A 21,889-nucleotide genomic window follows, 5' to 3' on the forward strand; every position below is an offset into this window, starting at 1 on the left:
CGGCGGCCGACCGGGATATCCGGTCGGCCGCCGTTGTCATTAGCGCTGCGTGGTGACGCCGCGCAGTCGCCGGTCCGGCTCGCCGCTGTAGAACGACTCGACCGGCGCGATCGGTGCGTCCGGCAGTGCTACGGCGGCCCAGGCTCGCGCTTTGAACGCTCGTGCGGCATAACTCAATCGGTGCTCCATCGGGCGGATGCGCGGTCCGAGCTCGGACGGCCACAACTCGCCCCAGACGGTGATCTCCATCGGTGCGCGCGAGAGCTGCCCGAGCACGCAATCACGGACCTGTTCGTCGGATCGATACAGGTCGCCGGCTACCGCGATAGCTTGGGGCGCGAGTTCGCGCACCGCGGCCGACGGGCTCAACTCTGGATCCAGGAGGTGGACGCCGAGGATGCGCAAGGGCCGGGGATCGGTCGGCGCGGTGACGATGGTGATATCCCATCCGGCCATGGCGCGGTCGCAGACCCAGCCCCCGGCGGAGCGGACCGCATCGAGAGCACTGGGTGCGAAGACCGCCATCCGATACCGGCGCTGCCGGTTCAGGTGCGCTGTCATCGCTGAAAACCTTTGCCGGTGCTCGTCCGGATCGCCGGGTCGTAGCGCCCGGAGACGCGGCGACGGTGGGCAGCCGGGGTGCCATAGAGGGCACGGTTCAGGGTGGCGCGCTCGAGGTAGCGGTGGATGCCGCTGTCCCAGGTGTAGCCGTAGCCGCCGTGCAATTGCATCGCCTTCCCGGCGATATCGACCGCGGCGGCGCAGGCGTGGGACTTGGCCATAGCGACGGCGATCCCGGCTTCGGGGTGGTTTGCCGCTACTCGGCGCACCGCCGCGTCGACCAGGTGCCGGGATACCGTCAAGCGCACGAGCATGTCGGCGCAGGCGTGCTTCACCGCTTGGAAGGAGCCGATGGGACGGCCGAATTGGGTGCGTGTGCCCGCGTAGGCGACGGTCGCGGCAAGTATGCCTTCGCTCAGACCGAGGCTGTCGCAGGCGATGAGGACGGCGGCTCGGTCGTGGAGCCGTTGCACCGCGACGGCCGGGGCACCGGCGAGGCGGTGGATCGAAGCCGGTGCGACAGTGAGCTCGTCGGCCACGACGGCACCGAAGGTCCGGGTCCGGTCCAGCAGCGGTTGTGCGGTGTGGACTGTCCCGGCGGTCCGCGCGGCGAGCGAAACCACGGCCGGGAGACCGTCCTCGTCGGTCGCGAACAACAGCAGATGATCCGCCAGCGGCGCGTCGAGCACGAATTCCGCACTGCCCGACAGGACTCGGCGGCTGCCGGAGTGCCGCAACCGAAACGGCGCGCCCACGGACCGGCACGCGTCAGCATCGCCGGTGAACGCTACCGCCACCGTCGACTCGCCCACTGCGATGGCGCGGAGCAACTGATCTCGGCCAGGCGCGGGCGTGAGCAACAAGCAGGTGCCCACGGCGAGGACCGCGCTCGGATACGCACCCACCGCCACGGCACGTCCCCATTCCCGCGCGACGACGGCGGTCTCGGCGAAGGTGGCTCCGGCACCGTCGAATTCCTCCGGCACCTCCAGTCCGAGCCAGCCCTGCTGGGCTGCCACCGCCGGTCCGACGGGCGTTTCGGGGCTCATGCGCGCCAAAACATCGCGTGTCACCTCGCGCAACTCCGCATGCAGTGCGGCGAATTCGGTACCGGGGGGCGCTGTTTCGATCATCGCCCTGCCACCGGCTCCTGGGGCAGCCCGAGGCCGCGTTCGCCGATGATGGTGCGCTGTATCTCGCTGGCGCCGCCGGGGATGGTCCATTCCCAGGATCCGATGAAATCCAGCACCCAGGCCCCGGATTCCCAGCCGCCCGACCTCGGTTTGCGCAGCACGCCGTGCGCCGCCACGCCCCCGAGTTCGGCGCCGAAATCGGTAAGTCGCTGGAGCAATTCGCTGTAGTACAGCTTCACGATTGAGGCGTCGGCCGGGCCGGCGGTCCCGCAGTCGTGGCGTTCCACCAGTTCACGGCACAGTGCGCGCAAGCCGGTGATCTCGGTTTCGAAGGTGGCCAGCCGGTCCAGCACCACCGGATCGTCGATCGGCCGCCTGCCCTCCGGATCGAGATGCGCGCACGATTCCAGCAGCCATCGGAATCCGGCATTGCCCAGGCGCTCGGCCAGTTCCAGCATGGTCAGGCCGCGTTCGGCGCCCAGGGTGCGTTGCGCCACCTGCCAACCTGCATGCTCTGCACCGATCAGGTTCGCGACGGGAATTCGCACCTCGTCGAGGAAGATTTCGCAGAAGTGCGCTTCGCCGGTGGCCTGCCGAATGGGACGCACATCGATACCGGGCGAGCGCATATCCAGCAGGAAGTACGAAATGCCCTGGCGTTTGGGCGCGTCCGGGTCGGTCCGGGCCAGCAGCAGACACCAGTCGGCGTATTGCGCGCCACTGGCCCACACCTTCTGCCCGGTCACCACGTAGTCGTTGCCCTCGCGTCGCGCCGCTGTGGTCAAGGCAGCCAGGTCCGATCCGGCCCCGGGTTCGGAGAAACCCTGGACCCAGATCTCGCCGTCGAGGATCGCCGGTAGGTGACGCGCACGCTGGGCTTCGGTGCCCGCGGCGAGCAGGGTCGCGGCCGCGTGGTGGATCGCCACGAACGCCAGGACCAGTCGCGGCGCGTCGTGGGCAGCCAGCTCCTGGTACAGCACGACCTGGTGTGGAATCGGCGTACCACCGCCCCACTCGCCCGGCCAGTGCGGCACCGCGTATCCCGCGCGCCGCAGCGCCTGGAACCAATCCTGCTGGAAAGCCACGAATTCGACCTCGGTGGCTCCGGTCTGGGTGGCCCGCCAGTCCTGCGGCAGGTGCGCACGACACCAATCCCGCACCTCGGCCCGGAATTCGGTCAGCTCTGCCGTCGTCATCGCGTGGCCGCCCGCTGCCGCAGCGCCAGCAACCGCCGGCGATGTTCGGCCGACTGCATGGTGACCACCTCCGCGGCGAATCCCGCCTGCAGCGGGCCGGCCAGCGCTTGCGAAAGATGCATATTGACGATCCTTTTGGTGCTGCGCAGCGCGTCCGGGGGTTGGGCTGCCAGGCGTTCGGCCAGCCGGTGTGCGGCGGGCAGCAGCTCCTCCGGCGGCACGACCCGGCTGGCCAATCCGAGTTCGACGGCGGTCGGCGCGTCGATGCGATCACCGGTGAACAGGTACTCCCGGGAGCGCAGGATCGGAGTGAGCAGCGGCCAGAAGGCAGCCCCGCCGTCACCGGCGACCAGCCCCACCGCGACGTGCGGATCGGCCAGATACGCCCGCTCGGAGATCAACGCGATGTCGCTCAGGATGGCGAGACTCGCACCCAATCCCACGGCCGCGCCGTTGATCGCGGCGATCACCGGCAGCGGGAACCGCAGCATCTCCTCGATGATCTGCGCACCCTCCCGGACGCTTTCGTCGCGTGCCGCCGGATCGTCCAGAAACGAGGTGATCCACTCCAGATCACCGCCCGCGCTGAACGTGCGCCCGGCCCCGGTCAGGATGACCACCCGAGCCGCCTGGTCCGCTGCCAGCTGTCGCCAGAGGTTGGCCAGCGCCCAATGCATCTGCGCGTCGACTGCATTCAGCTCGCCGGGACGATCCAGCACGACCACTCGAATCGGTCCCGCGACCTCGATTCGTACTGCGTCCGGCAGTTCGTATCCCATACCCTCACGCCCCCTTCGCGTTTTCCGGTCCCGAGAACAGCCCGGTCAAGCCCCGGCGACCGACCCGGCGCGTCAGCAATTCCTCCGTGGCGGCGGCGCCGAGCGGCAGCCGGCGCAGCGGCAGGCTGTACCGCGACAGCCACGACAGCGGCGACTCGTCGCAGAATCCGAGCGCCCCGTGCAACTGATGTGCCACCCGGAACACGATCTCGGCTGCCTCGAGGGCCGCCAGCCGTAACGCCAGCGCGTCCTCTACCGCCTCTGGGCGACCGGAGGCGATCCCCCACAGCGCATAGCGCGCCAGCATGTCCACCCCGCGCCGCTCGACCTCCGCCTCCGTCAGCTGGAACTGCACCCCCTGAAATTCCGCCAACGGCCGCCCGAACTGCTCCCGCACCAGCACATGGGCTCGCGTCAGATCCAGCGCGCGATCGAGCATTCCGAGCAATGTCCAGCACGGCAGCACCAGCCCGAGGGCCAGATCCAGCAGTCCGTCACATCCGTCTGCTGCTGTGCCGGCCGTCTGGACGACTGGCCGCCATTCCAGTGGCGTGCTGAACGCTGACTGACGGGGCGGCGAATCCGTTTGCGTCACAGTGACGTTGCCGGGTGTACCGTCCGGTGTCACCGCGGCCCAGTGGAAACCTAGTCCGGCCAGTGGTCCGTGCGGGTTTCGCGGGGAGATCACCACCAGGCCGTCGGGGGCGTGGCCATCCGGATCGAGGCGGTCCGAGCGGGCCAGGCGCTCGGCCACCGGGTACGGGAGGGCCCAGTAGCCGGCACTACGGCAGAGCGCGGCGGCCGCTTCCAGCTCGTGTGCGTCCCGGCGCGGCGAAAGATCCCAGGCGCCGAGGCTCTCCAGAATCGGCTCGACCAGCTCTCGCCGCAGGTGCGGGTGCGCTTCGGCCTGCTGGAGCAGGGCATCGCCGCCCGCGAGTTCGAAGGCGCGGCGCGCCTGCGCACCGAATTCCAGGGCCTCGGCGGAAAGTTGCACGTCCATCAGACGGCCTCCAATAGCTTGCGCGCCAGCAAGATTTGCTGCATTTCGATGCTGCCCGACGCCACCGTCGAAGCCTGGGCGTAGCGCCAGTGGTCGGCTACTGCGCGCTGGTAGCGGCGTCCGGTTTCGTCGTCCGGTGCGGCGGCCGCGATCTCGGCGAGTACGGCCGCGCTGTCCTGATCGAGCCGGGTGACCGCGATGCGGTAGGCGGCGGTGTCGCCCGGCGCGATCCGGCCCGCACTCTGTAAGGCCAGGACCTGGTAGGCGAGCAGCCTGGCGCGCCGGCAGTGGGTGAGCATCCGCGCCCACCGGCCATGCAACTGCGGCACCAGTTCCGGCCAGCGCCGCTCACCGAGCACCTCGGGGGCGGCGTGCAGCAGTCGTTCACAGCGGGCGTAGCGCGCTATCCCGACCCGTTCGAAGGCCAGTACCTCGCGCACCACCTGCCAGCCGTCCCCGACGCGGCCCAGCACGTCGGCCTCGGTCGCCCGCACCCCGTCGAGGAATACCTCGTTGAGGTGGTGCGGCCCCAGCATCGAGCGAATCGGCCGGACCTCGATTCCGGGACTCGACATCGGGACCAGGAAAACGGTGAGGCCCTGCTGCTTTCGCTCCGCCTTCGAGGTGCGGGCGAGCAGGAAGCACCACTGCGCCATCTGCGCGTAGGACGTCCAGATCTTCTGCCCGGAGATCGACCAGCCGTCCTCGTCCGGGCGCGCGGCGGTGCGCAGCGAGGCCAGATCGGAGCCGGAGTCCGGCTCGCTGAAGCCCTGGCACCAGATCACCTCGCCGCGCGCGATGGACGGCAGGTGTTTGTGCTGCTGTTCGGCACTGCCGTGCCGCATCAGAGCCGGACCCACCCAGTTCACGCCCATGTATTGCGCACCGCGGGGTTCGTGCCGCGCCCACATCTCCTCGCGCACCACGGTTTGTTCCCACACCGACGCGCCGCGGCCGCCGAACTCCTCCGGCCAAGCCGCGCACAGCAGTCCCCGATCGGCGAGGACGCCGCAAAAGCGCTGCGCCACAGCCAGATCCGCCGGATCGTCGGTGAAGGCGCCGAGAAAGTCCGCGGGCACTTCCGCCGCCACGAGGCTGCGCAGTTCGCCGCGCAGGCGCGCCGCGGCTTCGCCCATCTCGAAGTCCATGCGGCGGACAGTACTTCAATCCTCATAAGGATAGCAATGTTTGAATGGTCAGCGCGCTGTGGGTAAACTCGCGAGGTCGACAACAGCGGCAGTTCGCGAGGATGAAGGAAAGGGGTCTGCGTGACCAACCCCCGGCGTGGCCGGATCCCGCAACGCCGCATCGCGGAAACCGTTGCCGCGGAGCTGCGTACCCGCATCCTGACCGGCGAGGACGACTACCGCCTGCCCACCCAGGACCAGCTGGTCCAGGATTTCGGCGTCAGCTATCCCTCCATCCGAGAGGCCCTGCGCATCCTGGAGACCGAGGGCTTGGTGACCGTCCGGCGCGGCAATGTCGGCGGCGCCGAGGTGCACCGGCCGAACGAATCCTCGGCGGCCTACCACCTGGGGCTCGCGCTCCAGGGCGCACGGGTCACCCTGGGCGACCTGGCCTCCGGCCTGCGCACCCTGGAGCCCATGGGCGCCGCGGAGTGCGCCCGGCGCGTTGACCGAGCCGAGGTCGTGGTCCCGGCCCTGCGAGCCAATATCGCGGCCTGCGAGGCCTTGATCGGCGAGGGCATCGAATTCACCCACACCGCACGCGAATTCCACGACCTCGTCGTGTCGTTTATCCCGAACGCCACGATGCGCTACGTGGTGAGCAGCCTGGTCGCACTCTGGTCGGCCCAGGAAGAGGCGTGGGCCGAAGTGCTCACCAAGCGCGGCGAATACCCTTCCCCCGCCGATTCCGCCGAGGCCGTGCAGACCCATAAGCGGATCACCGAGGCGATCGCGGCCGGTGACGACGCCGGGGCCGAGCGCTACTACCGCAGCCATCTGGCCGCCACCCAGACCTTGGTCCTGGACCGCTTCGACAACGGCGTCGTCAACGCCTCCGCGGACGTGGTGCGCCAGGCCATGCAATCCAGCCGGGGCATGCGGATCTAGATCTGCCCTTCCAGCCTGGCCCGCGAATCCGTTCGCGCGCCAGGCTTTTTCGTGTGCGGGCGTCGAAATGTCAAGTATTGCTATCCTTATGAGGATTGTCGTACTGTGGCCCCACAAACCAGTGGCCTGCATCACGAAACGGCCCGATCCGGCCGTCGCGCAGATCGCCACGCACATCGACGTTCTCACCGTTCAGGGAGGCCGCCTTGAGTCAGGGCGCGCGCTACAGCAGCACCACATCCATCACCCTTGCCGCAGGGGTAAGCGTCGAGCGGCTCACGCCGCCGAGCCGCCTGTTCGGCGCGAACGGCCTGCGCACCGGCGCCGACGATCGCATCTACGTCGCCCAGGTGGCGGGCAGCCAGATCAGCGCCCTCGACGTCGGCACCGGCGATATAGAGACCATCAGCGCCAAGGGCGGCGACATCATCGCCCCCGACGACATCGCCTTCGATTCCGACGGCAATCTCCTCGCCACCGAGTACATGGACGCGCGAGTCAGCTTGCGCGGCAAGGATGGTCGGACCCGCGTCATCCGCGACGATTTGCCCGGCGCGAACGGCATCACCGTGCACCGCGGCCGGTTGTTCGTCAACGAGTGCCGCGTCGGCGGTCGCCTCATGGAGTTGCCGCTCGACGGCAGTGCGCCGCGCGTGCTCCAGGACAACCTGCCGATGCCCAACGCGATGGAGGTCGGGCCGGACGGCCTCCTCTACTACCCGGTCATGGGCACCAACGACATCTGGCGCATTGATCCCGACGGCGGTGTCCCCGAACGGGTGGCCGGCGATCTCGGCGTGCCCGACTCGGTCAAGTTCGACGCCGCGGGATTCATCGTCTCCACCCAGGTACAGACCGGTGAGGTGCTGCGCATCGATCCGCGCACCGGCGACCGGGAGGTGCTGGCGCGTCTGGCACCGGGCCTGGACAACTGCACGTTCGTCGGCGATCGGCTGTTCGTCTCGAGCTTCACCGGCGAGATCACCGAGATCCGTGCCGGCGGCGAGACTCGGGAGATTCTGGAGGGCGGCCTGATGTGGCCGCTGGATCTCACCGTCGGACCCGACGGCACCCTCTATCTGGCGGACGGCACCTACCTCTACGTCCTGCGCAGTGGCCAATTGCACCAGATCGCTTCGCTTTTCAGCCCCGGCACGCCCGGCTACGTGCGCGGCGTCACCGCCGTCGGCCCGGACGAACTGCTGTGCACCACCTCCACCGGTGAGGTCTCCTACTACCGCCAGGGCCCGGACGCGCAGACCAAGGTCGTGGCCCAGGGTTTCGACCAGCTCTACGGTGTCGTGGCCACCGCGGATCGGATGATCGTGGCCGCCGAACTCGGCACCGGCCGAGTGCTCTCGATCCGCTCGGGCGAGGTCTCGGTACTGGCCTCCGGCTTGAATGCCCCGATGGGTGTCGCCTTCGGCCCGGACGGCACAGTGCTGGTCTCCGAATCCGGGGCCGGGCGGATCGTCGCGATCAGCGGCGGCGGCGTGGACACGGTGGTGGACGGATTGGAGACACCGCAGGGCATTCTGGTGCGCGGCAAGCAATTGCTCATCGTCGATGTGGGCCTGAAGGCGCTGATCGCCGTCGATCTGGAGACCAAGGCGCGCCAGACCCTGGCCGCGAAGCTTCCGGTCGGCGCGCCACCCGGGATAGTCGCCAAACCGCTACGCGGCACTCCCCCGTTCTCCGGCCCGATGGGTCCGTTCGCGGGTATCACCGCGGGGCCGGACGGCACCGTCTACCTCTCGGCCGACGCCGAGGGCAGCGTGCTGGCGCTGCGGTTCGCCGAGTAGGGCAGCCATGGCGCACAATGCTTTTCCCGGCTTGGCCGGACGCGTCGTCATCGTCTCCGGTGCGGGCGGTGGCGGTATCGGCACCGCGGTGACCCGGCTGGTCGCCGAAGCCGGGGCGACGGTCATCGCCGTCAGCCGGTCGCAAGAGAACCTCGCCACCCATATCGAACCGCTTGCCGCCGAAGGACTTCCGGTCATTGCGGTGGCGGCGGACGCGGCCACCGACGCGGGAATCGCCACGGTGCTCGCGCAGGCCCGTCAGACCGAGGGCGAGCTGTACGGCCTTGTCAATGTGGCCGGCGGAGCCGCACCCGCGACCTGGATGCCCGCCACCCGGGTCACGCGCACGGACTGGCGCGCACTTTTCACCCAGAACCTGGAAACCATGTTCTTCATGAGCCAGGCCGTCGCGGCCGAGCTGACCTCGCACGGCCGGCCCGGGTCGATCGTGTCGCTCTCCTCGATCAGCGGGATGAACACCGCGCCCTTCCACATCGCCTACGGCACCGCCAAGGCGGCCCTGGTCGCCGCGACCCGCACGCTGGCGGTCGAGCTGGCCCAGCACGACATCCGGGTCAATGCCGTCGCGCCGGGCGTCACCGAAACCCCGGCCTCGCGTGCCTATGTCGGCGCGGACCCGGACCGGGATCGCCGCGCCATCGCCATGGGCCGGCGCGGGCGGCCGCAAGAGCAGGCGGGCGCGGTGCTGTTCCTGCTGTCCGAGCTGGCCGGCTACATCACCGGGCAGACCTTGCTGGTCGACGGCGGCCTGAATCTCAAGTGGACCCACCTCGGCGCGGACCACACCTCCCTGTTCCTCGAGGACGACGGCTTCCGCGCTGCCATCACGCACTGACACCCGGTTTCCCAGGAGGACGCCATGACCGAAACCGAAACCGGACCGGCCGATCCGCTGTCGACCCCGATGACGATCGGTGTGGAGGCCTACATCTCCCCCGACTACGCCCGGGCCGAGGGCGACAAGCTCTGGGCCAAGGTGTGGCAGCAGGTCTGCCGAGTCGAGGAGATCCCGCGCCCCGGCGACTTCCTCACCTACGAGATCGGGGTCGACTCGATCATTGTGGTGCGCACCGCGCCGGACACCATCCGCGCCCACCACAATGTCTGCGCCCATCGCGGCCGCCGGCTCGTCGACGTTCCGCCCGGCGCGCACGACGCGCGTGGCAGTCGCAAACAGTTCGTCTGCGGTTTCCACGGCTGGCGCTATGACCTGGAGGGCCGCAACACCTTCGCGGCCGAGCGCGCGGACTGGCCGTGCGGGCTGACCGAACGCAACGACGGCCTGAACCCGGTCCAGGTCGATACCTGGGGTGGCTGGGTCTGGATCAATATGGATCCGGACTGCGAACCGCTGCGCGACTACCTGGAACCGGCGGCCGGCCTGCTAGAGCATTTCGAGCTGGAGAACATGCGGTACCGCTGGCGGCGGTGGCTGACATTCGACTGCAACTGGAAAGTCGCGTTCGAGGCGTTCATGGAAACCTACCACGTGCCCTACACCCACCCGGAGTTCATGAATTTCGGTCAGTTCCTGGGCTGGGCGCGGGTGCAGGGCAAGCACAGCAATATCGGGTACGACGCACCCAAGGGCATGGAGGAGAACCAGGCCAAAGTGCGCCTGGGCAGCGGTCCCGACGCCCGCGTGTCGACGGCCACCCTGCAGAACTTCACCTGGGAAAACGCCAATACCAACACCACCCGCACGCTGGTCGACGTCGCCAACCGCCTGGTCGACGAATTGCCCGAGGGCACACCGGCGCCCGAGGTGCTGCGGTACTGGCTCGACACCGCCCGCTCCGAGGACGAGGCCCGCGGCGTCGTGTGGCCCAAGGTCGATCCGGCCGTCGTCGCCGCAGCCGGCACCGCCTGGCAGATCTTCCCCAATTTCCAGATCGGCCACGCGCTGAACAACATGCTCTGCTACCGGTTCCGCCCCTTCGGCACCGACCCGGACAAGTGCGTCTTCGAGGCCGCCGTCTTCGAGCTCTTCCCGCCCGGCGAGGAACCGCACACCGAATGGGAGTACACCCCGGTGGGCGACCCGAACTGGCGCTCGGTGCTGCCCCAGGACTTCGACAATATGGCCGCCGTTCAGCAGGGCATGAAGAGCCGCGGCTTCTCCGGCCCGAAACCCAATCCCTATCGCGAACGCAGCGTCGTCAACCTGCACCACAATCTCGCCGCGTACATGGGCACCGGCGAGCCCCGCGATCTGGCCTGAATCATCCACCCCAGCAAGGACGTTCGAATGCACGACTGTGCGCCCACCCAGACTCCCGAGATCGATCCGACGGCTCTGCGGGACCGCTATCTCGCCGAACGCGACAAGCGTCTGCGCACCGAGGGCCAGGGCCAGTACCTGGTGACCGAGGACGGCTTCACCGAGTTCTACGAAGCCGACCCGTACACGGCGGTCGTGCCGCGCGCACCGATCACCGCCGAGATCGGCGTGGCCATCCTGGGCGGAGGCTGGGCGGGCCTGATCGCCGCGGCCCGGCTCGAGCAGGCCGGTGTCGCCGATTTCCGGATCATCGAACTGGGCGGCGATTTCGGCGGGGCCTGGTATTGGAACAGATATCCCGGCATCCAGGTCGATACCGACAGCTACAGCTATCTGCCGCTGCTCGAGGAAACCGGGTACATGCCCACCGAGAAGTACGCTCGGGGCGACGAATGCTTCGAGCACGCCCAGCGGATCGGCAAGCACTTCAATCTCTACGAGCGCACCGTCTTCAGCACGCTGGTGCAATCGCTGGAATGGGATGAGGCGATCGGCCGCTGGCGGATCGGCACCAATCGGGACGACGATATTCGCGCCCGGTTCGTGGTTATGGCGCAGGGTCCGTTCAACAAACCGAAGCTGCCTGGCATCCCGGGCATCACCGAATTCCAGGGCCACACCTTCCACAGCGCCCGCTGGGATTACGCCTACACCGGTGGCAGCGTGCGGGGTGGGCTGGACAAGCTGGCCGGCAAACGGGTCGCCGTGATCGGCACGGGAGCCAGTGGCGTCCAGGTGATTCCGCATCTGGCGCGATCCGCGGAGCACCTCTACGTCTTCCAGCGCACACCCTCCTATATCTACGACCGCGGCGATATGCCGACCGATCCGGAATGGGCCGCCTCCCTGCGGCCGGGCTGGACCCGTGAGCGCAAACGCAACTTCCACACCGCCGCGTTCGAGGCGTTCGCACCCGGTCAGCCGGATCTGATCTGCGACGGCTGGACCGAGGTCAGCCGCAATCTGGCGGCACGTCTGACCGCTACCGACGGCTGGGCGACGCTGACGCCCGAGAAGTTCATGGAGTTGCGCGAGATCGAGGATTACCGGGCGATGGAGCGAGTCCGGCAGCGCGTCGACGAAGTGGTCCGCGATCCGGAGACCGCGGCGGCGCTCAAGCCCTACTACCGATTCCTCTGCAAGCGGCCGTGTTTCAGCGACGAATATCTGCCGACCTTCAATCGCGAGAACGTCACCCTCGTCGACGTGTCCGAAACCAAAGGCGTGGAACGCATTACCGCCCGGGGTATCCACGCGCACGGCGTCGAGCACGAGGTGGATTGCATCATCTTCGCCAGCGGCTTCGAGATCACCACTGATCTGGACCGTCGCCTCGGCATCAAACCGTTCACCGGCCGGGACGGCCTGTCGCTCTACGACCATTGGGCCCGGGGTTATCGGACCCTGCACGGGCTCACCACGAGCGGCTTCCCGAACGTCTTCTTCACCGGCTTTTTGCAGGGCGGGGTCACCGCCAGCACCACCGATATGTTCGACCAGCAGGCGGGTCACATCGCCTACATCCTGGCCCGTGCTTTCGAATCCGGAGCCAACACGGTCGAGCCCACCCCGGAGGCCGTCGACGAGTGGTGCACCACCGTCCGCGAAACGGCGGTCGACAATTCCAACTTCCAGCGCGAATGCACGCCCGGTTACTACAACAACGAGGGCGAGCAGCAGATTCGATCGCACCTCGGTGAGCCCTACTGGCCCGGCTTCTACGCCTTCGAGGATCTGCTGGAGGCGTGGCGCGCGACCGGGGACCTGCCCGGCTTGACCCTCGGAACCCAGGACGTGGCATGACCCAACTCAGATTCGATGATCGCGTCGCGGTCATCACCGGAGCGGGACGCGGCCTGGGGCGCGCCTACGCCGAACTGCTTGCCGCGCGCGGTGCCCGCGTGGTCGTCAACGATTCCGGCGGCACCATGCGCGGGGACGCGGTCGAAGCCGACGTCGCGGCCGAGGTGGTGCGCGAGATCCGCGGGTTCGGCGGGACGGCGGTCGCCAGCACCGACTCGGTCGCCACGCCCGCGGGCGGGGAATCGATCATCGACACGGCCCTGAACACCTACGGCCGCATCGACATTCTCATCCACAACGCCGGCAACGTCCGCCCCGGCTCGCTGACGGAAATGAGCTTCGAGGATTTCGAGGCCGTACTCGACGTGCACCTGCGCGGGGCGTTCCATCTCGTCCGGGCCGCTTTCCCGCGGATGTGCGCGGCCGGGTACGGGCGGGTGGTGCTCACCTCCTCCATCGGCGGGCTCTACGGCAATCAGAAGGTCGCCAATTACGCCGTCGCCAAATCCGCGATGATCGGGCTGTCCAACGTGATCGCGCTCGAGGGCGCGGCGGTGGGCGTGAAATCCAATGTGATCGTGCCCGCCGCGCTGACCCGCATGGCCGAGGGCATCGACACCTCCGACTACCCGCCCATGCAGCCGGAACTGGTGGCGCCCGCGGTGGGCTGGCTCGCCCACGAATCCTGTTCTGTCACCGGCGAAATGCTGGTCGCCATCGCGGGCCGAGTGGCCCGCGCCTATATCGCCGAGACCCCCGGCGTATACCAGCCCTCCTGGACCATCGAGCAAATCGCCGGGCATCTGGACGCCATTCGCGACACCGACGGCCGCAACTGGATTCTGCCGGTCGTCCCCTCCGCACACATCGACCACATCACCAAGAGCTTCGCCTTGGCCACCGAAGGGCAGTGACTATGGGAGTGAAAGTCTACGAACGCATTCTGGACCTGTTCGAGGCCGAGGGGATCAACACCCTCTTCGGCATCCCGGACCCGAATTTCGTGCACCTGTTCCATCTCGCGCAGGAGCGCGGCTGGAATGTGGTCGCGCCGCACCACGAGGAATCCGCCGGATTCATGGCCGAGGCCGTCTCCCGCATGACCGGCAAGGCCGCCGTCTGCATCGGCACGCTCGGCCCGGGCGTCGCGAATCTGGCAGGCGCGATGATGTGCGCCAAGGTTGAGAATTCGCCGGTCATCTTCCTGGGCGGGCAGCGCGCCAGGATCACCGAGCAGCGGGTGCGGCGCGGGCGCATCCAATTCGTGAAGCAGTCGGGATTGTTCGAACCGTCGGTGAAGTATGCCGCGAGCATCGAATACGCCGACCAGACCGATGAGATCATCCGCGAGGGCCTGCGCCGGGCACTGTCGGGAACACCCGGGCCGGTATACATCGAGTACCCCTCGCAGGTCATCCAGGAGGAGCTCGACGTTCCACCGGTCTTGCCGCCCAACAGGTATCGGCTGATCAGTCAGACCGCCGGTTCGGACGTTGTGGCCGAAGCGGTGGCCCTCATCCGCGCCGCGAAACAGCCCATCCTGCTGGCCGGTCACGGAATCCACACCTCCCGCGCCGGGCAGGCGGTCCGCGCATTGGCCGAGGAAATGGCCTGCCCGATCATCCAAACCTCCGGCGGCACTTCGTATATCGAAGGCCTGGAGGACCGCACCTTCCCGTACGGCTTCTCCCCCGCGGCGGTGGACGCGGTGGTGAAATCGGACCTGTGCCTGGCCATCGGCACCGAACTCGGCGAACCGGTGCACTACGGTCGGGGCCGGCACTGGGTCGCGGGCGAGGCGGCGCGCAAGTGGATCATGATCGAGCAGGACCCCACCGCCATCGGCGTGAACCGTCCCATCGATGTGCCGCTGGTCGGTGACCTGCGCGCGATCGTGCCGCAGCTGACCGCGGCTCTGAAGGACGCGCCGCGCACACCGACCGCGGAATTGGCGGGCTGGATCGAGCAGGACGCGGCGCGGCTCGCGGAGTTGGCCGCGTCCGCGCCGTCCGGCATGTCCCCCGTGCATCCCGCGCGCCTGATAGTCGAAGCGACCCAGGCATTTCCGTCCGACGGCATCATGGTCCGCGACGGCGGGGCCACCACGATCTTCGGCTGGACCTACTCCCAGGCCAAACCGCACGACGTGATCTGGAACCAGAACTTCGGCCATCTCGGCACCGGGCTCCCCTATGCCGTCGGCGCGTCCGTCGCCGACGGGGGCAACCGGCCGGTCATGCTCGTCACCGGTGATTCGTCCTTCCAATTCCACATCGCGGAACTCGAGACAGCGGCGCGCCTGAACCTGCCGCTGGTGTGCGTCGTGGCCGTCGACTACGCCTGGGGTCTGGAGGTCGGGGTCTACAAGCGGACATTCGGCCAGGGTTCGCTCGAAACCGGGGTGCATTGGTGCACCGCGACGCGGCTGGACAAGGTGGCCGAGGGCTTCGGCTGCTACGGCGAATACGTCGAGCGGGACGCCGACATCGCGCCCGCCGTCAAACGCGCCTACGCCAGCGGCAAACCCGGCGTCATCCATGTGGCCGTCGATCCGAAGGCGAATTCGGAGGAGATGCCCAGCTACGACGAATTCCGTACCTGGTACGCAGAAGGAATGCAGTGATGCGCGAATATCGGAAGTTCTATATCGGCGGCCAGTGGCTGGATCCGGCGGGGCCGGACACCTTCGAGGTGATCAACCCGGCCACCGAGGAGGTCGCCGGCATCGTCGCCGCGGGCACGGCCGCCGACATCGACCGTGCCGTGGCCGCGGCCCGGCAGGCCTTTCCCGCCTGGTCGGCGACTACCGTCGCCGAGCGGATCGACCTCCTGCGTGCCATTGGGGAGGCCTATCAGAAGCGCCGCGAGGAACTGGGCGCGGCGCTCACCGAGGAGATGGGTGCACCGGCCGCGCTGGCGCACGGCTTCCAATTGGACTTGGCGGCCGGGCATCTGGCGCAGGCCATCGAGGTGCTCGAGGGCTACGCCTTCAGCGAGCAGCGCGGCCCGACCCTGATTGTGAAGGAGCCGATCGGTGTCTGCGGCCTGATCACGCCGTGGAATTGGCCGCTGAGCCTGATCTCGGTCAAGGTGTTCCCGGCGCTGGCCACCGGCTGCACGATGGTGCTCAAGCCCTCCGAGCGGTCCCCGTTCACCGCTCAGCTCTTCGCCGAAATCCTCGATGCCGCAGGCGTTCCCGCCGGCGTGTTCAACATGTTGCAGGGCGATGGGCCCGGCGCGGGAGTGCCGCTGTCGGCACATTCGGACGTGGACATGATCTCCTTCACCGGATCCACTCGCGCCGGTATCGAGATCGCCCGCAACGCCGCGCCCACGGTGAAGCGGGTGACCCAGGAGCTGGGCGGCAAGAGCCCGAACATCGTGCTCGACGACGCGGACTTCGCCGCCAACGTCGGCAAGGGCGTGGCCGCCGTGACCCTCAATTCCGGCCAAACATGCAGCGCCACTACGCGAATGCTGGTTCCCCGCGCCCGGATGGCCGAGGCCGTCGAGTTGGCGCGCGCGGCGGCCGAACAGGTCACCGTGGGCGACCCGACCGGCGACGCCGTGCTCGGCCCCGTGGTGTCCGGATCTCAGTTCGAGCGGATTCAATCGCTGATCCAGCGGGGTATCGAGGAAGGGGCCACGCTGGTTACCGGCGGCATGGGCCGGCCGGAGGGCTTGGCGCGCGGCTTCTACGTCAAACCGACGGTATTCGCCGATGTCCGCAACGACATGACCATCGCCAGGGAGGAGATCTTCGGGCCGGTGCTCAGCATCCTCGGCTACGACGACATCGACCACGCGGTGGCTATCGCCAACGACACCGAATACGGGCTCGCGGCCAATGTCGCGGGGGCCGACCTGGACCAGGCGCGCGCGGTCGCGCGCCGAATTCGGGCGGGCTATGTATCGATCAATGACGGCTTCGATTTCGGCAGCCCGTTCGGCGGATACAAGAAGAGCGGAAACGGCCGGGAATGGGGCGAATTCGGCTTCGAGGAGTACCTGGAGACCAAGGGCATTCTGGGGTACGCGCCCGAGAGTGCGCAGGCATGACCAGATCCGCGCTCACCACGCGAGAACTCAGCGCCGGCGTCGGCGTGGAAGTACTCGATGTCGACGTGGAGCGACTGCTGAACGACGACGAGGTCGCCGCGAGCTGCGCGGCGCTGCTCGAAGAGCACGGCGTAGTGCTCTTCCGCCGGTTGCACGCCGGCGACGAGGCGCAGGTGGCGTTCGCCCGCAAACTGGGCGAACTGGTGCAGTTCGGGAAGTACGCGAACCCGAACGTGATGGAGATCAGCTTCGACCCGGACAATCCCAACGCCAAATACTTTCCGAGCAACGACTATTGGCATATCGACGGAGCGATGGACGAAGTTCCGGCCAAGACGTCGGTGCTGAGTGCGCACGTCATCACCGACGAGGGCGGCGAAACCGCGTTTGCCAGCACCTACGCCGCCTACGACGAACTGTCCGCCGCGGAGAAGAAGCGTTTCGCCGGGCTGCGGGTCGTGCATCGGATGGAGCGGATCCAGCGCCTGAGCTACCCCGACCCCACACCGGAGCAACTGGTCGACTGGGCTCGCTGGACCGATCGGGTGCACCCGCTGGTGTGGACCCACGAATCCGGCCGCAAGTCACTGGTCTTCGGGGCCAGCGCGTCCCATATCGTCGGGCTGGACCCGGACGAGAGCCGGGCACTGCTCGACGACCTGGAACAGCGCGCGACCACGCCCGATCGCGTCCTGACCCACGCCTGGTCCGTCGGAGACCTGGTGCTGTGGGACAACACCGGGCTGGTGCACCGAGCCTGCGAGTTCGACCGCTCGCAGCCACGCCGCATGCATCGCTCCACCGTCATCGGCGAGGAGTCGATCAAATGACCTCTCGCACAGCGATTGTCACCGGCGGGGCGTCCGGGATCGGCCTGGCGATCAGCAGCCGGCTGGCCGCCGACGGCGCCCTGGTCGCAATCTTCGATGTCGACGGCGCGGCCGCGCGCGACGCGGCGGCCAAGATCGGCGCGGCGGGCGGCAAAGCCATCGGCCTGGGCGCCGACGTCACCGATCGCAGCGCCATCGACAGCGCGGTAGCCGAGGTGCGCGCGGCCCTGGGCTCGCCCGCCATTCTGGTGAACAGCGCCGGAATCACCGTCACCGGACCATTTCTCGACCTCACCGCGGAGACCTGGAACCGAGTGCTGGCGGTCAATCTCACCGGCGCCTTCAACTGCTGCCAGGCGGTGCTGCCGGACATGATCGCGCAGGGCTGGGGCCGCATCGTCAATATCTCCTCCTCCAGCATGCACAGCGGTGTGGCCGGGATGGCGGCGTATGTGTCGTCGAAGGCCGGCATGGTTGGGCTCACCAAGGTGCTGGCCCTCGAATTCGGCCGCCAGGGCATCACCGTCAATACGATTCCGCCCGGGTTCATCGAGACGCCCATGATGCGAGACAGCCTGGCCAAAGGTGTATTCGACATGGACCAGCAGGTCGCCAAGACCCCGGTCGGTCGGGTCGGCAGGCCCGAGGACATCGCCGCCACCTGTGCGTTCCTGGTGAGCTCCGAAGCGGCCTACATCACCGGGCAGATCATCGGCGTCAACGGCGGCCGCAACACCTGAGCTGTCCGGTTCTCCCCTACCGAAAGAGCGGCGATGCCACGTATTCCACCCACGCCCGAGCCGGACTGGTCGGACGAGATGACCGCCTTCATCGCGGAGTTCCGCGCCTCCGCGCGCGCGGGAAAGCCGAAGCCGGGCCGTCAGAGCGGGGCCAACCTGCTGGGCACTCTCGCCCGGTATCCGGCGCTGGCCAAACCGTTCCTGGTGTTCAATCGCCATCTGCTCCAGGGCAATTCACTGTCCGTCGCGCATCGCGAGTTGCTGATTCTGCGGGTGGCGCACCTGCGGGGCAGCGACTACGAATGGGCGCAGCATGTGCTGCTCGCCGCGGATGCGGGGCATCGGCCCTCGGATATCGCCCGGGTGGCGGCCGGCCCCGAGGCTCCCGGTTGGCAGCCCATCGAACGAATTCTGGTCCGGGCCGCCGACGAACTGCTCAGCGACGGCACCGTCACCGAGCCGACCTGGGACGCATTGGCGGCGGAGTTCGACGAGCGGCAGCTGATGGACATCGTGTTCACGGTGGGCACCTACGCGCTGGTGGCCATGGCATTGCGTGCGTTCGAAGTCGAGCCCGAGCCCGGCCTCGTCCCGCATCTACCCGCGCACCGATAACGGAAGGAAGCGACGTGTGGAGTCAGGCCGAACTGCTGCGATTGCTGGACGTGCAGCCCCGGGCCGGGGGCCGATATCTCGCGCCCGCGCACGGCCCGACCGAGCGCAATGTGGTCGAGGCCGGGCAACTCTTGGGCAGCGCGGTGGTGGCGGCCGCCAAACAGGTGCCGCACCAGCGGGTGGTCTCGGCGTCGATGATCTTCTCCCGCGCCGCCGAGCACACGGCTCCGATATCGCTGGAAGTGGAGGTTTTGCGCGGCGGGCGAACCTTCAGCTCCGCGCAAGTCCGTGCGCACCAGCACGATGCGCTGTGCAGTGCGGGGCTGGTTCTGCTGGACGCGGAAGCGCCCGACCTCATCCGCTCGGCGGCACCGGGCCCCGACGTCGATCCACCGGATCGGCTGCGCTCGCACGATCTGCCCGGCACGGTGGTCGCGGGCCGCGATATTCGCGTGGTCGATGACGCCTACACCGACGAGGCGGCGCGGATCGGACCGCCGGAACTGTTCGTCTGGACCAGGTTTCAGGACAAACCCGAACACCAGTACCTGCATGCCGCGCTGCTGACCCAGTCCACCACGCACTGGACGGTCGCCGCCGCGCTGCGCCCGCACGCGGAGTTGAGTCAGTCGATGGCGCACCACTCCATCTCCACGGGAATCACCATGGCCACCATCACGTTTCACGATGTGGCCGACGTGACGCAGTGGCTGCTCTACGCGACCCGGGTTACCTACGCCGGGCGCGGTCACGCGCAAAGCGAGGGCCGGGTCTATACCGAGGCGGGCAGCTTGGTCGCCTCGTACGCCGTGCATGCCATGGTCCGCGTATTCGATCGCCCGCAGCCGGCCCGCACCGTGCTTTGAAAGGGGACCACCGATGCAGCCGTCGGGTTTCGCGGAGTGGCCGGACTACCGGGTCACCGTCCAGCGCGTCCGCAATCTGATCCGGGTGACCCATGCGGGCGCGATACTCGCGGAATCGAGAGCGAGCCTGCTGGTGGCCGAACAGGATCATGGCATCGTGTTCTACTTGCCGGAGGACGACGTGAACTTCGATCTGCTCGTCCCAGACGAGTACACGTCGCGCTGTCCTTTCAAGGGCACTGCACGGTACTGGCGCGCCGGCGCCGGACCGGACCCGGTGGCCTGGGAGTACCACGATCCCTATCCGGAAGTCGCGCTACTGCGCGGGCATATCGGTTTCTATCAGGACCGAGTCCAGGTCGCGGTCGGAATAGCGCAGCCGGCGGTCAGCGCTCCCTGGGCGGGCCGCTGACCTTGGTCAGGCATTCCTCCGCGAACGCCAAGACCTCGAGGTGATATGCCGCCGCGGTGTAGCCCAGGCTCAAATTGTGTCCGGCGTCGCGCTGCACCTCGACCTCGACCCGCGGTGCGGCGGTGAACATTCCGGCGTACCCTGCGAGGGCCTCGGCATCGGTGCGCCACACCTGCTCGTGCTGACCGACGGTGATGTGCAGCGGAATCTGTACCCGCGCGGCCAGATCTGGGAATTCGTTCTTAGAGCGCAGATGGGCGGCGATGCTCTCGTGCGCCGGGCGCGGGGCGCCGATAGCGGCGCCGCCGACCAGCTCGGGCGGATAGGCCCGCTCTGGATACCACACGAGATGCCGGACATTCGGCGTCCGGCCCGACCCGGCCGGCGCCGCGAGGTTCGGCTCGGTGCCCGTCCCGCCGAGCTCCATGCCGAGCAGATGCGGACCGTGTGCACCGCTGGCCATGTGCACCGCGAGTTCGCAGCCGGCCGAGTGCGCCAATAGGAAAACGCCTTTGCCGCGTGGGCGCGACCCCAGGACCGCCTCGAGCGCGGCGTACATCAGCTCCATCCGCCGCCGCGGGTTCTCGAACACCTCCGAATATGCCGCGCTGCCACCGTATCCCGGCCGGTCCAGTGCGAGCGCGGTGTATCCGAGTCGCGCCGCCGTGCGCAGCAGCGAGAGCCGAGGATGGCCGGGGCAGTCGAAGTAGACGGAGGTGGTCTGGCCCCCGTGCAGCGCGAGAAGTACCGCGCGCGGCTGGTGCGCCTCGGCCAGCAAACCGGTCATCGGGATACCGTCGACCTCAGCGACCACCGGCACCGGGCGCTCGTACTCCAGTTCGAACAGATCGAATTCTGAGAGTGTCATGGCTTGCCCTCGTCTCGCACTATCTACTTCGCTTCATGACTCGGTCCGCGGCCGCCCAATGCGCGTCCCGGACCCAGAGCCGCGCGAACGCGGTCACCGCCTCCTGCGCCGTGACCCCCTCCAGCACGCGCTTGATCTCCCCCGCCGGCCGATTGGCCAGCGATCGGGCCAGAGCGCGCCAGCCGTCCTCGAAATCCACACGGGGCAAGACTTTTTGCACCAAACCGACCCGCTCCGCCTCGAAGGCGTCGAGGGCGACACCGGACCCTGCCAGCAGCAGGGCCTGGCTGCGGCCCACCAGCGCCGCCAGCCGCTCGGCGCCACCCCAAGCCGGCATGATCGCCAGCGCAACCTGATTGAAACCGATCTTGATGTCGTCGGCCGCCACCCGGATATCCGCAGCCACCGCGACTTCCGCCCCGCCGCCGAAGGCGTGCCCGTTCAGGGCCGCGAGTACCGGGGCGGGGAATTCCGCCAGCTGATCGCAGATTCCCCGCATCCGCCAGGCCATCGCCTCGGCGGCGGCCTCGGTGCGTAAAGCGCTGAGCTCCTTGAGGTCTCCGCCCGACACGAAGGCCTTGTCACCCGCGCCCCGGAGCACCAGGGCCCGCGCACCCGCCGCCGCGGCGATGGCCTTCTCCAGCTCGTCCATCGTGGCCGGCGCGATGGCATTACGGGCGTGTGGACGGTCGATCGTGATGACCGCGACGCCGTCGTCCAGTTCCAGGTCGACCATGACCGGCGCTCCAATCTGAAATGTTGATTCTCTTCTACGGAGAACAGCCTAACCATACATTTTTCAGAGCGGCGTCGCGAGCTGTCTCCGGCCAGGCATTGCCAACGCTCGC

At 68.2% G+C, this 21,889-nt stretch carries 21 protein-coding genes; 13 read left to right on the top strand and 8 right to left on the bottom strand.

Going from position 1 to position 21,889, the window contains the following annotated elements:
* Positions 1-39: 39 nt before the first annotated feature.
* From ACFQZZ_RS24590 to ACFQZZ_RS24615, 6 genes are read right to left on the bottom strand one after another with little or no spacing between them, the layout of a single operon-like run.
* Entirely contained in the window at positions 40-561 is a 522-nt protein-coding gene (locus tag ACFQZZ_RS24590) for a hypothetical protein (RefSeq protein ID WP_378685234.1), read from the bottom strand.
* Positions 558-1,694: an acyl-CoA dehydrogenase family protein gene (locus tag ACFQZZ_RS24595; RefSeq protein ID WP_378685238.1), complete on the bottom strand. Its 1,137-nt coding sequence runs from the start codon at positions 1,692-1,694 to the stop codon at positions 558-560. Before ACFQZZ_RS24595 ends, ACFQZZ_RS24590 begins: the two co-directional genes overlap by 4 nt.
* Positions 1,691-2,890 carry an acyl-CoA dehydrogenase family protein gene (locus tag ACFQZZ_RS24600; protein WP_378685241.1) on the bottom strand — a complete coding sequence of 400 codons (1,200 nt, stop codon included), beginning with the start codon at positions 2,888-2,890 and terminating at the stop codon, positions 1,691-1,693. The genes ACFQZZ_RS24595 and ACFQZZ_RS24600 overlap by 4 nt, the downstream gene beginning before the upstream one ends.
* Positions 2,887-3,669 (bottom strand): enoyl-CoA hydratase/isomerase family protein, encoded by a 783-nt coding sequence (locus ACFQZZ_RS24605; protein WP_378685244.1) that lies wholly within the window; start codon positions 3,667-3,669, stop codon positions 2,887-2,889. The genes ACFQZZ_RS24600 and ACFQZZ_RS24605 overlap by 4 nt, the downstream gene beginning before the upstream one ends.
* A gap of 4 nt (positions 3,670-3,673) precedes the next feature.
* Complete coding sequence (locus ACFQZZ_RS24610) at positions 3,674-4,669, bottom strand: acyl-CoA dehydrogenase family protein (protein ID WP_378685246.1); 996 nt, start codon at positions 4,667-4,669, stop codon at positions 3,674-3,676.
* Entirely contained in the window at positions 4,669-5,817 is a 1,149-nt protein-coding gene (locus ACFQZZ_RS24615; protein WP_378685249.1) for an acyl-CoA dehydrogenase family protein, read from the bottom strand. Before ACFQZZ_RS24615 ends, ACFQZZ_RS24610 begins: the two co-directional genes overlap by 1 nt.
* A 120-nt stretch (positions 5,818-5,937) precedes the next feature.
* Here ACFQZZ_RS24615 and ACFQZZ_RS24620 point away from each other — a divergent pair, with 120 nt between their 5' ends.
* The 13 genes from ACFQZZ_RS24620 to ACFQZZ_RS24680 all read left to right on the top strand — a co-directional run bounded on the left by ACFQZZ_RS24620 (position 5,938) and on the right by ACFQZZ_RS24680 (position 20,173).
* The gene (locus ACFQZZ_RS24620; RefSeq protein WP_378685251.1) at positions 5,938-6,744 is read left to right on the top strand and encodes a FadR/GntR family transcriptional regulator; all 807 of its coding nucleotides are present in this window, start codon (positions 5,938-5,940) and stop codon (positions 6,742-6,744) included.
* A gap of 206 nt (positions 6,745-6,950) precedes the next feature.
* Positions 6,951-8,546, top strand: coding sequence for an SMP-30/gluconolactonase/LRE family protein (locus ACFQZZ_RS24625; RefSeq protein WP_378685254.1), 1,596 nt, complete (start codon positions 6,951-6,953; stop codon positions 8,544-8,546).
* Between the two features lie 7 nt (positions 8,547-8,553).
* Complete coding sequence (locus tag ACFQZZ_RS24630; protein ID WP_378685257.1) at positions 8,554-9,402, top strand: SDR family NAD(P)-dependent oxidoreductase; 849 nt, start codon at positions 8,554-8,556, stop codon at positions 9,400-9,402.
* A gap of 24 nt (positions 9,403-9,426) precedes the next feature.
* Positions 9,427-10,788 carry an SRPBCC family protein gene (locus tag ACFQZZ_RS24635; RefSeq protein WP_378685259.1) on the top strand — a complete coding sequence of 454 codons (1,362 nt, stop codon included), beginning with the start codon at positions 9,427-9,429 and terminating at the stop codon, positions 10,786-10,788.
* 27 nt (positions 10,789-10,815) lie between these two features.
* Positions 10,816-12,651, top strand: a complete 1,836-nt coding sequence (locus tag ACFQZZ_RS24640; RefSeq protein ID WP_378685262.1) for a flavin-containing monooxygenase — start codon at positions 10,816-10,818, stop codon at positions 12,649-12,651.
* The gene (locus ACFQZZ_RS24645) at positions 12,648-13,565 is read left to right on the top strand and encodes an SDR family NAD(P)-dependent oxidoreductase (RefSeq protein ID WP_378685265.1); all 918 of its coding nucleotides are present in this window, start codon (positions 12,648-12,650) and stop codon (positions 13,563-13,565) included. Before ACFQZZ_RS24640 ends, ACFQZZ_RS24645 begins: the two co-directional genes overlap by 4 nt.
* Positions 13,566-13,567: 2 nt before the next feature.
* On the top strand, positions 13,568-15,274 hold the full coding sequence (locus ACFQZZ_RS24650; protein WP_378685268.1) for a thiamine pyrophosphate-binding protein: 1,707 nt from the start codon (positions 13,568-13,570) through the stop codon (positions 15,272-15,274).
* Positions 15,274-16,710 (top strand): aldehyde dehydrogenase family protein, encoded by a 1,437-nt coding sequence (locus ACFQZZ_RS24655; protein ID WP_378685271.1) that lies wholly within the window; start codon positions 15,274-15,276, stop codon positions 16,708-16,710. The genes ACFQZZ_RS24650 and ACFQZZ_RS24655 overlap by 1 nt, the downstream gene beginning before the upstream one ends.
* Entirely contained in the window at positions 16,707-17,540 is an 834-nt protein-coding gene (locus ACFQZZ_RS24660; protein ID WP_378685273.1) for a TauD/TfdA dioxygenase family protein, read from the top strand. The genes ACFQZZ_RS24655 and ACFQZZ_RS24660 overlap by 4 nt, the downstream gene beginning before the upstream one ends.
* Complete coding sequence (locus tag ACFQZZ_RS24665; protein WP_378685275.1) at positions 17,537-18,280, top strand: SDR family NAD(P)-dependent oxidoreductase; 744 nt, start codon at positions 17,537-17,539, stop codon at positions 18,278-18,280. The genes ACFQZZ_RS24660 and ACFQZZ_RS24665 overlap by 4 nt, the downstream gene beginning before the upstream one ends.
* A 33-nt stretch (positions 18,281-18,313) precedes the next feature.
* The gene (locus ACFQZZ_RS24670) at positions 18,314-18,895 is read left to right on the top strand and encodes a carboxymuconolactone decarboxylase family protein (RefSeq protein ID WP_378685278.1); all 582 of its coding nucleotides are present in this window, start codon (positions 18,314-18,316) and stop codon (positions 18,893-18,895) included.
* Positions 18,896-18,909: 14 nt separating this feature from the next.
* A complete protein-coding gene (locus ACFQZZ_RS24675; protein ID WP_378685281.1) occupies positions 18,910-19,761 on the top strand; it encodes an acyl-CoA thioesterase in 852 nt (283 codons plus the stop codon).
* A 13-nt stretch (positions 19,762-19,774) separates the two neighbouring features.
* Complete coding sequence (locus ACFQZZ_RS24680) at positions 19,775-20,173, top strand: DUF427 domain-containing protein (RefSeq protein ID WP_378685283.1); 399 nt, start codon at positions 19,775-19,777, stop codon at positions 20,171-20,173.
* Here the strand turns inward: ACFQZZ_RS24680 and ACFQZZ_RS24685 are convergent.
* The gene (locus ACFQZZ_RS24685; protein WP_378685285.1) at positions 20,148-21,041 is read right to left on the bottom strand and encodes an alpha/beta hydrolase family protein; all 894 of its coding nucleotides are present in this window, start codon (positions 21,039-21,041) and stop codon (positions 20,148-20,150) included. The two genes, ACFQZZ_RS24680 and ACFQZZ_RS24685, sit on opposite strands and share 26 nt — an antisense overlap.
* A 19-nt stretch (positions 21,042-21,060) precedes the next feature.
* Positions 21,061-21,777 carry an enoyl-CoA hydratase/isomerase family protein gene (locus ACFQZZ_RS24690; RefSeq protein ID WP_378685288.1) on the bottom strand — a complete coding sequence of 239 codons (717 nt, stop codon included), beginning with the start codon at positions 21,775-21,777 and terminating at the stop codon, positions 21,061-21,063.
* Positions 21,778-21,889 lie beyond the last annotated feature (112 nt).

Origin of the sequence: Nocardia sp. GCM10030253, assembly GCF_042675075.1 — a bacterium.
In the GTDB taxonomy this organism is placed as follows: domain Bacteria; phylum Actinomycetota; class Actinomycetes; order Mycobacteriales; family Mycobacteriaceae; genus Nocardia.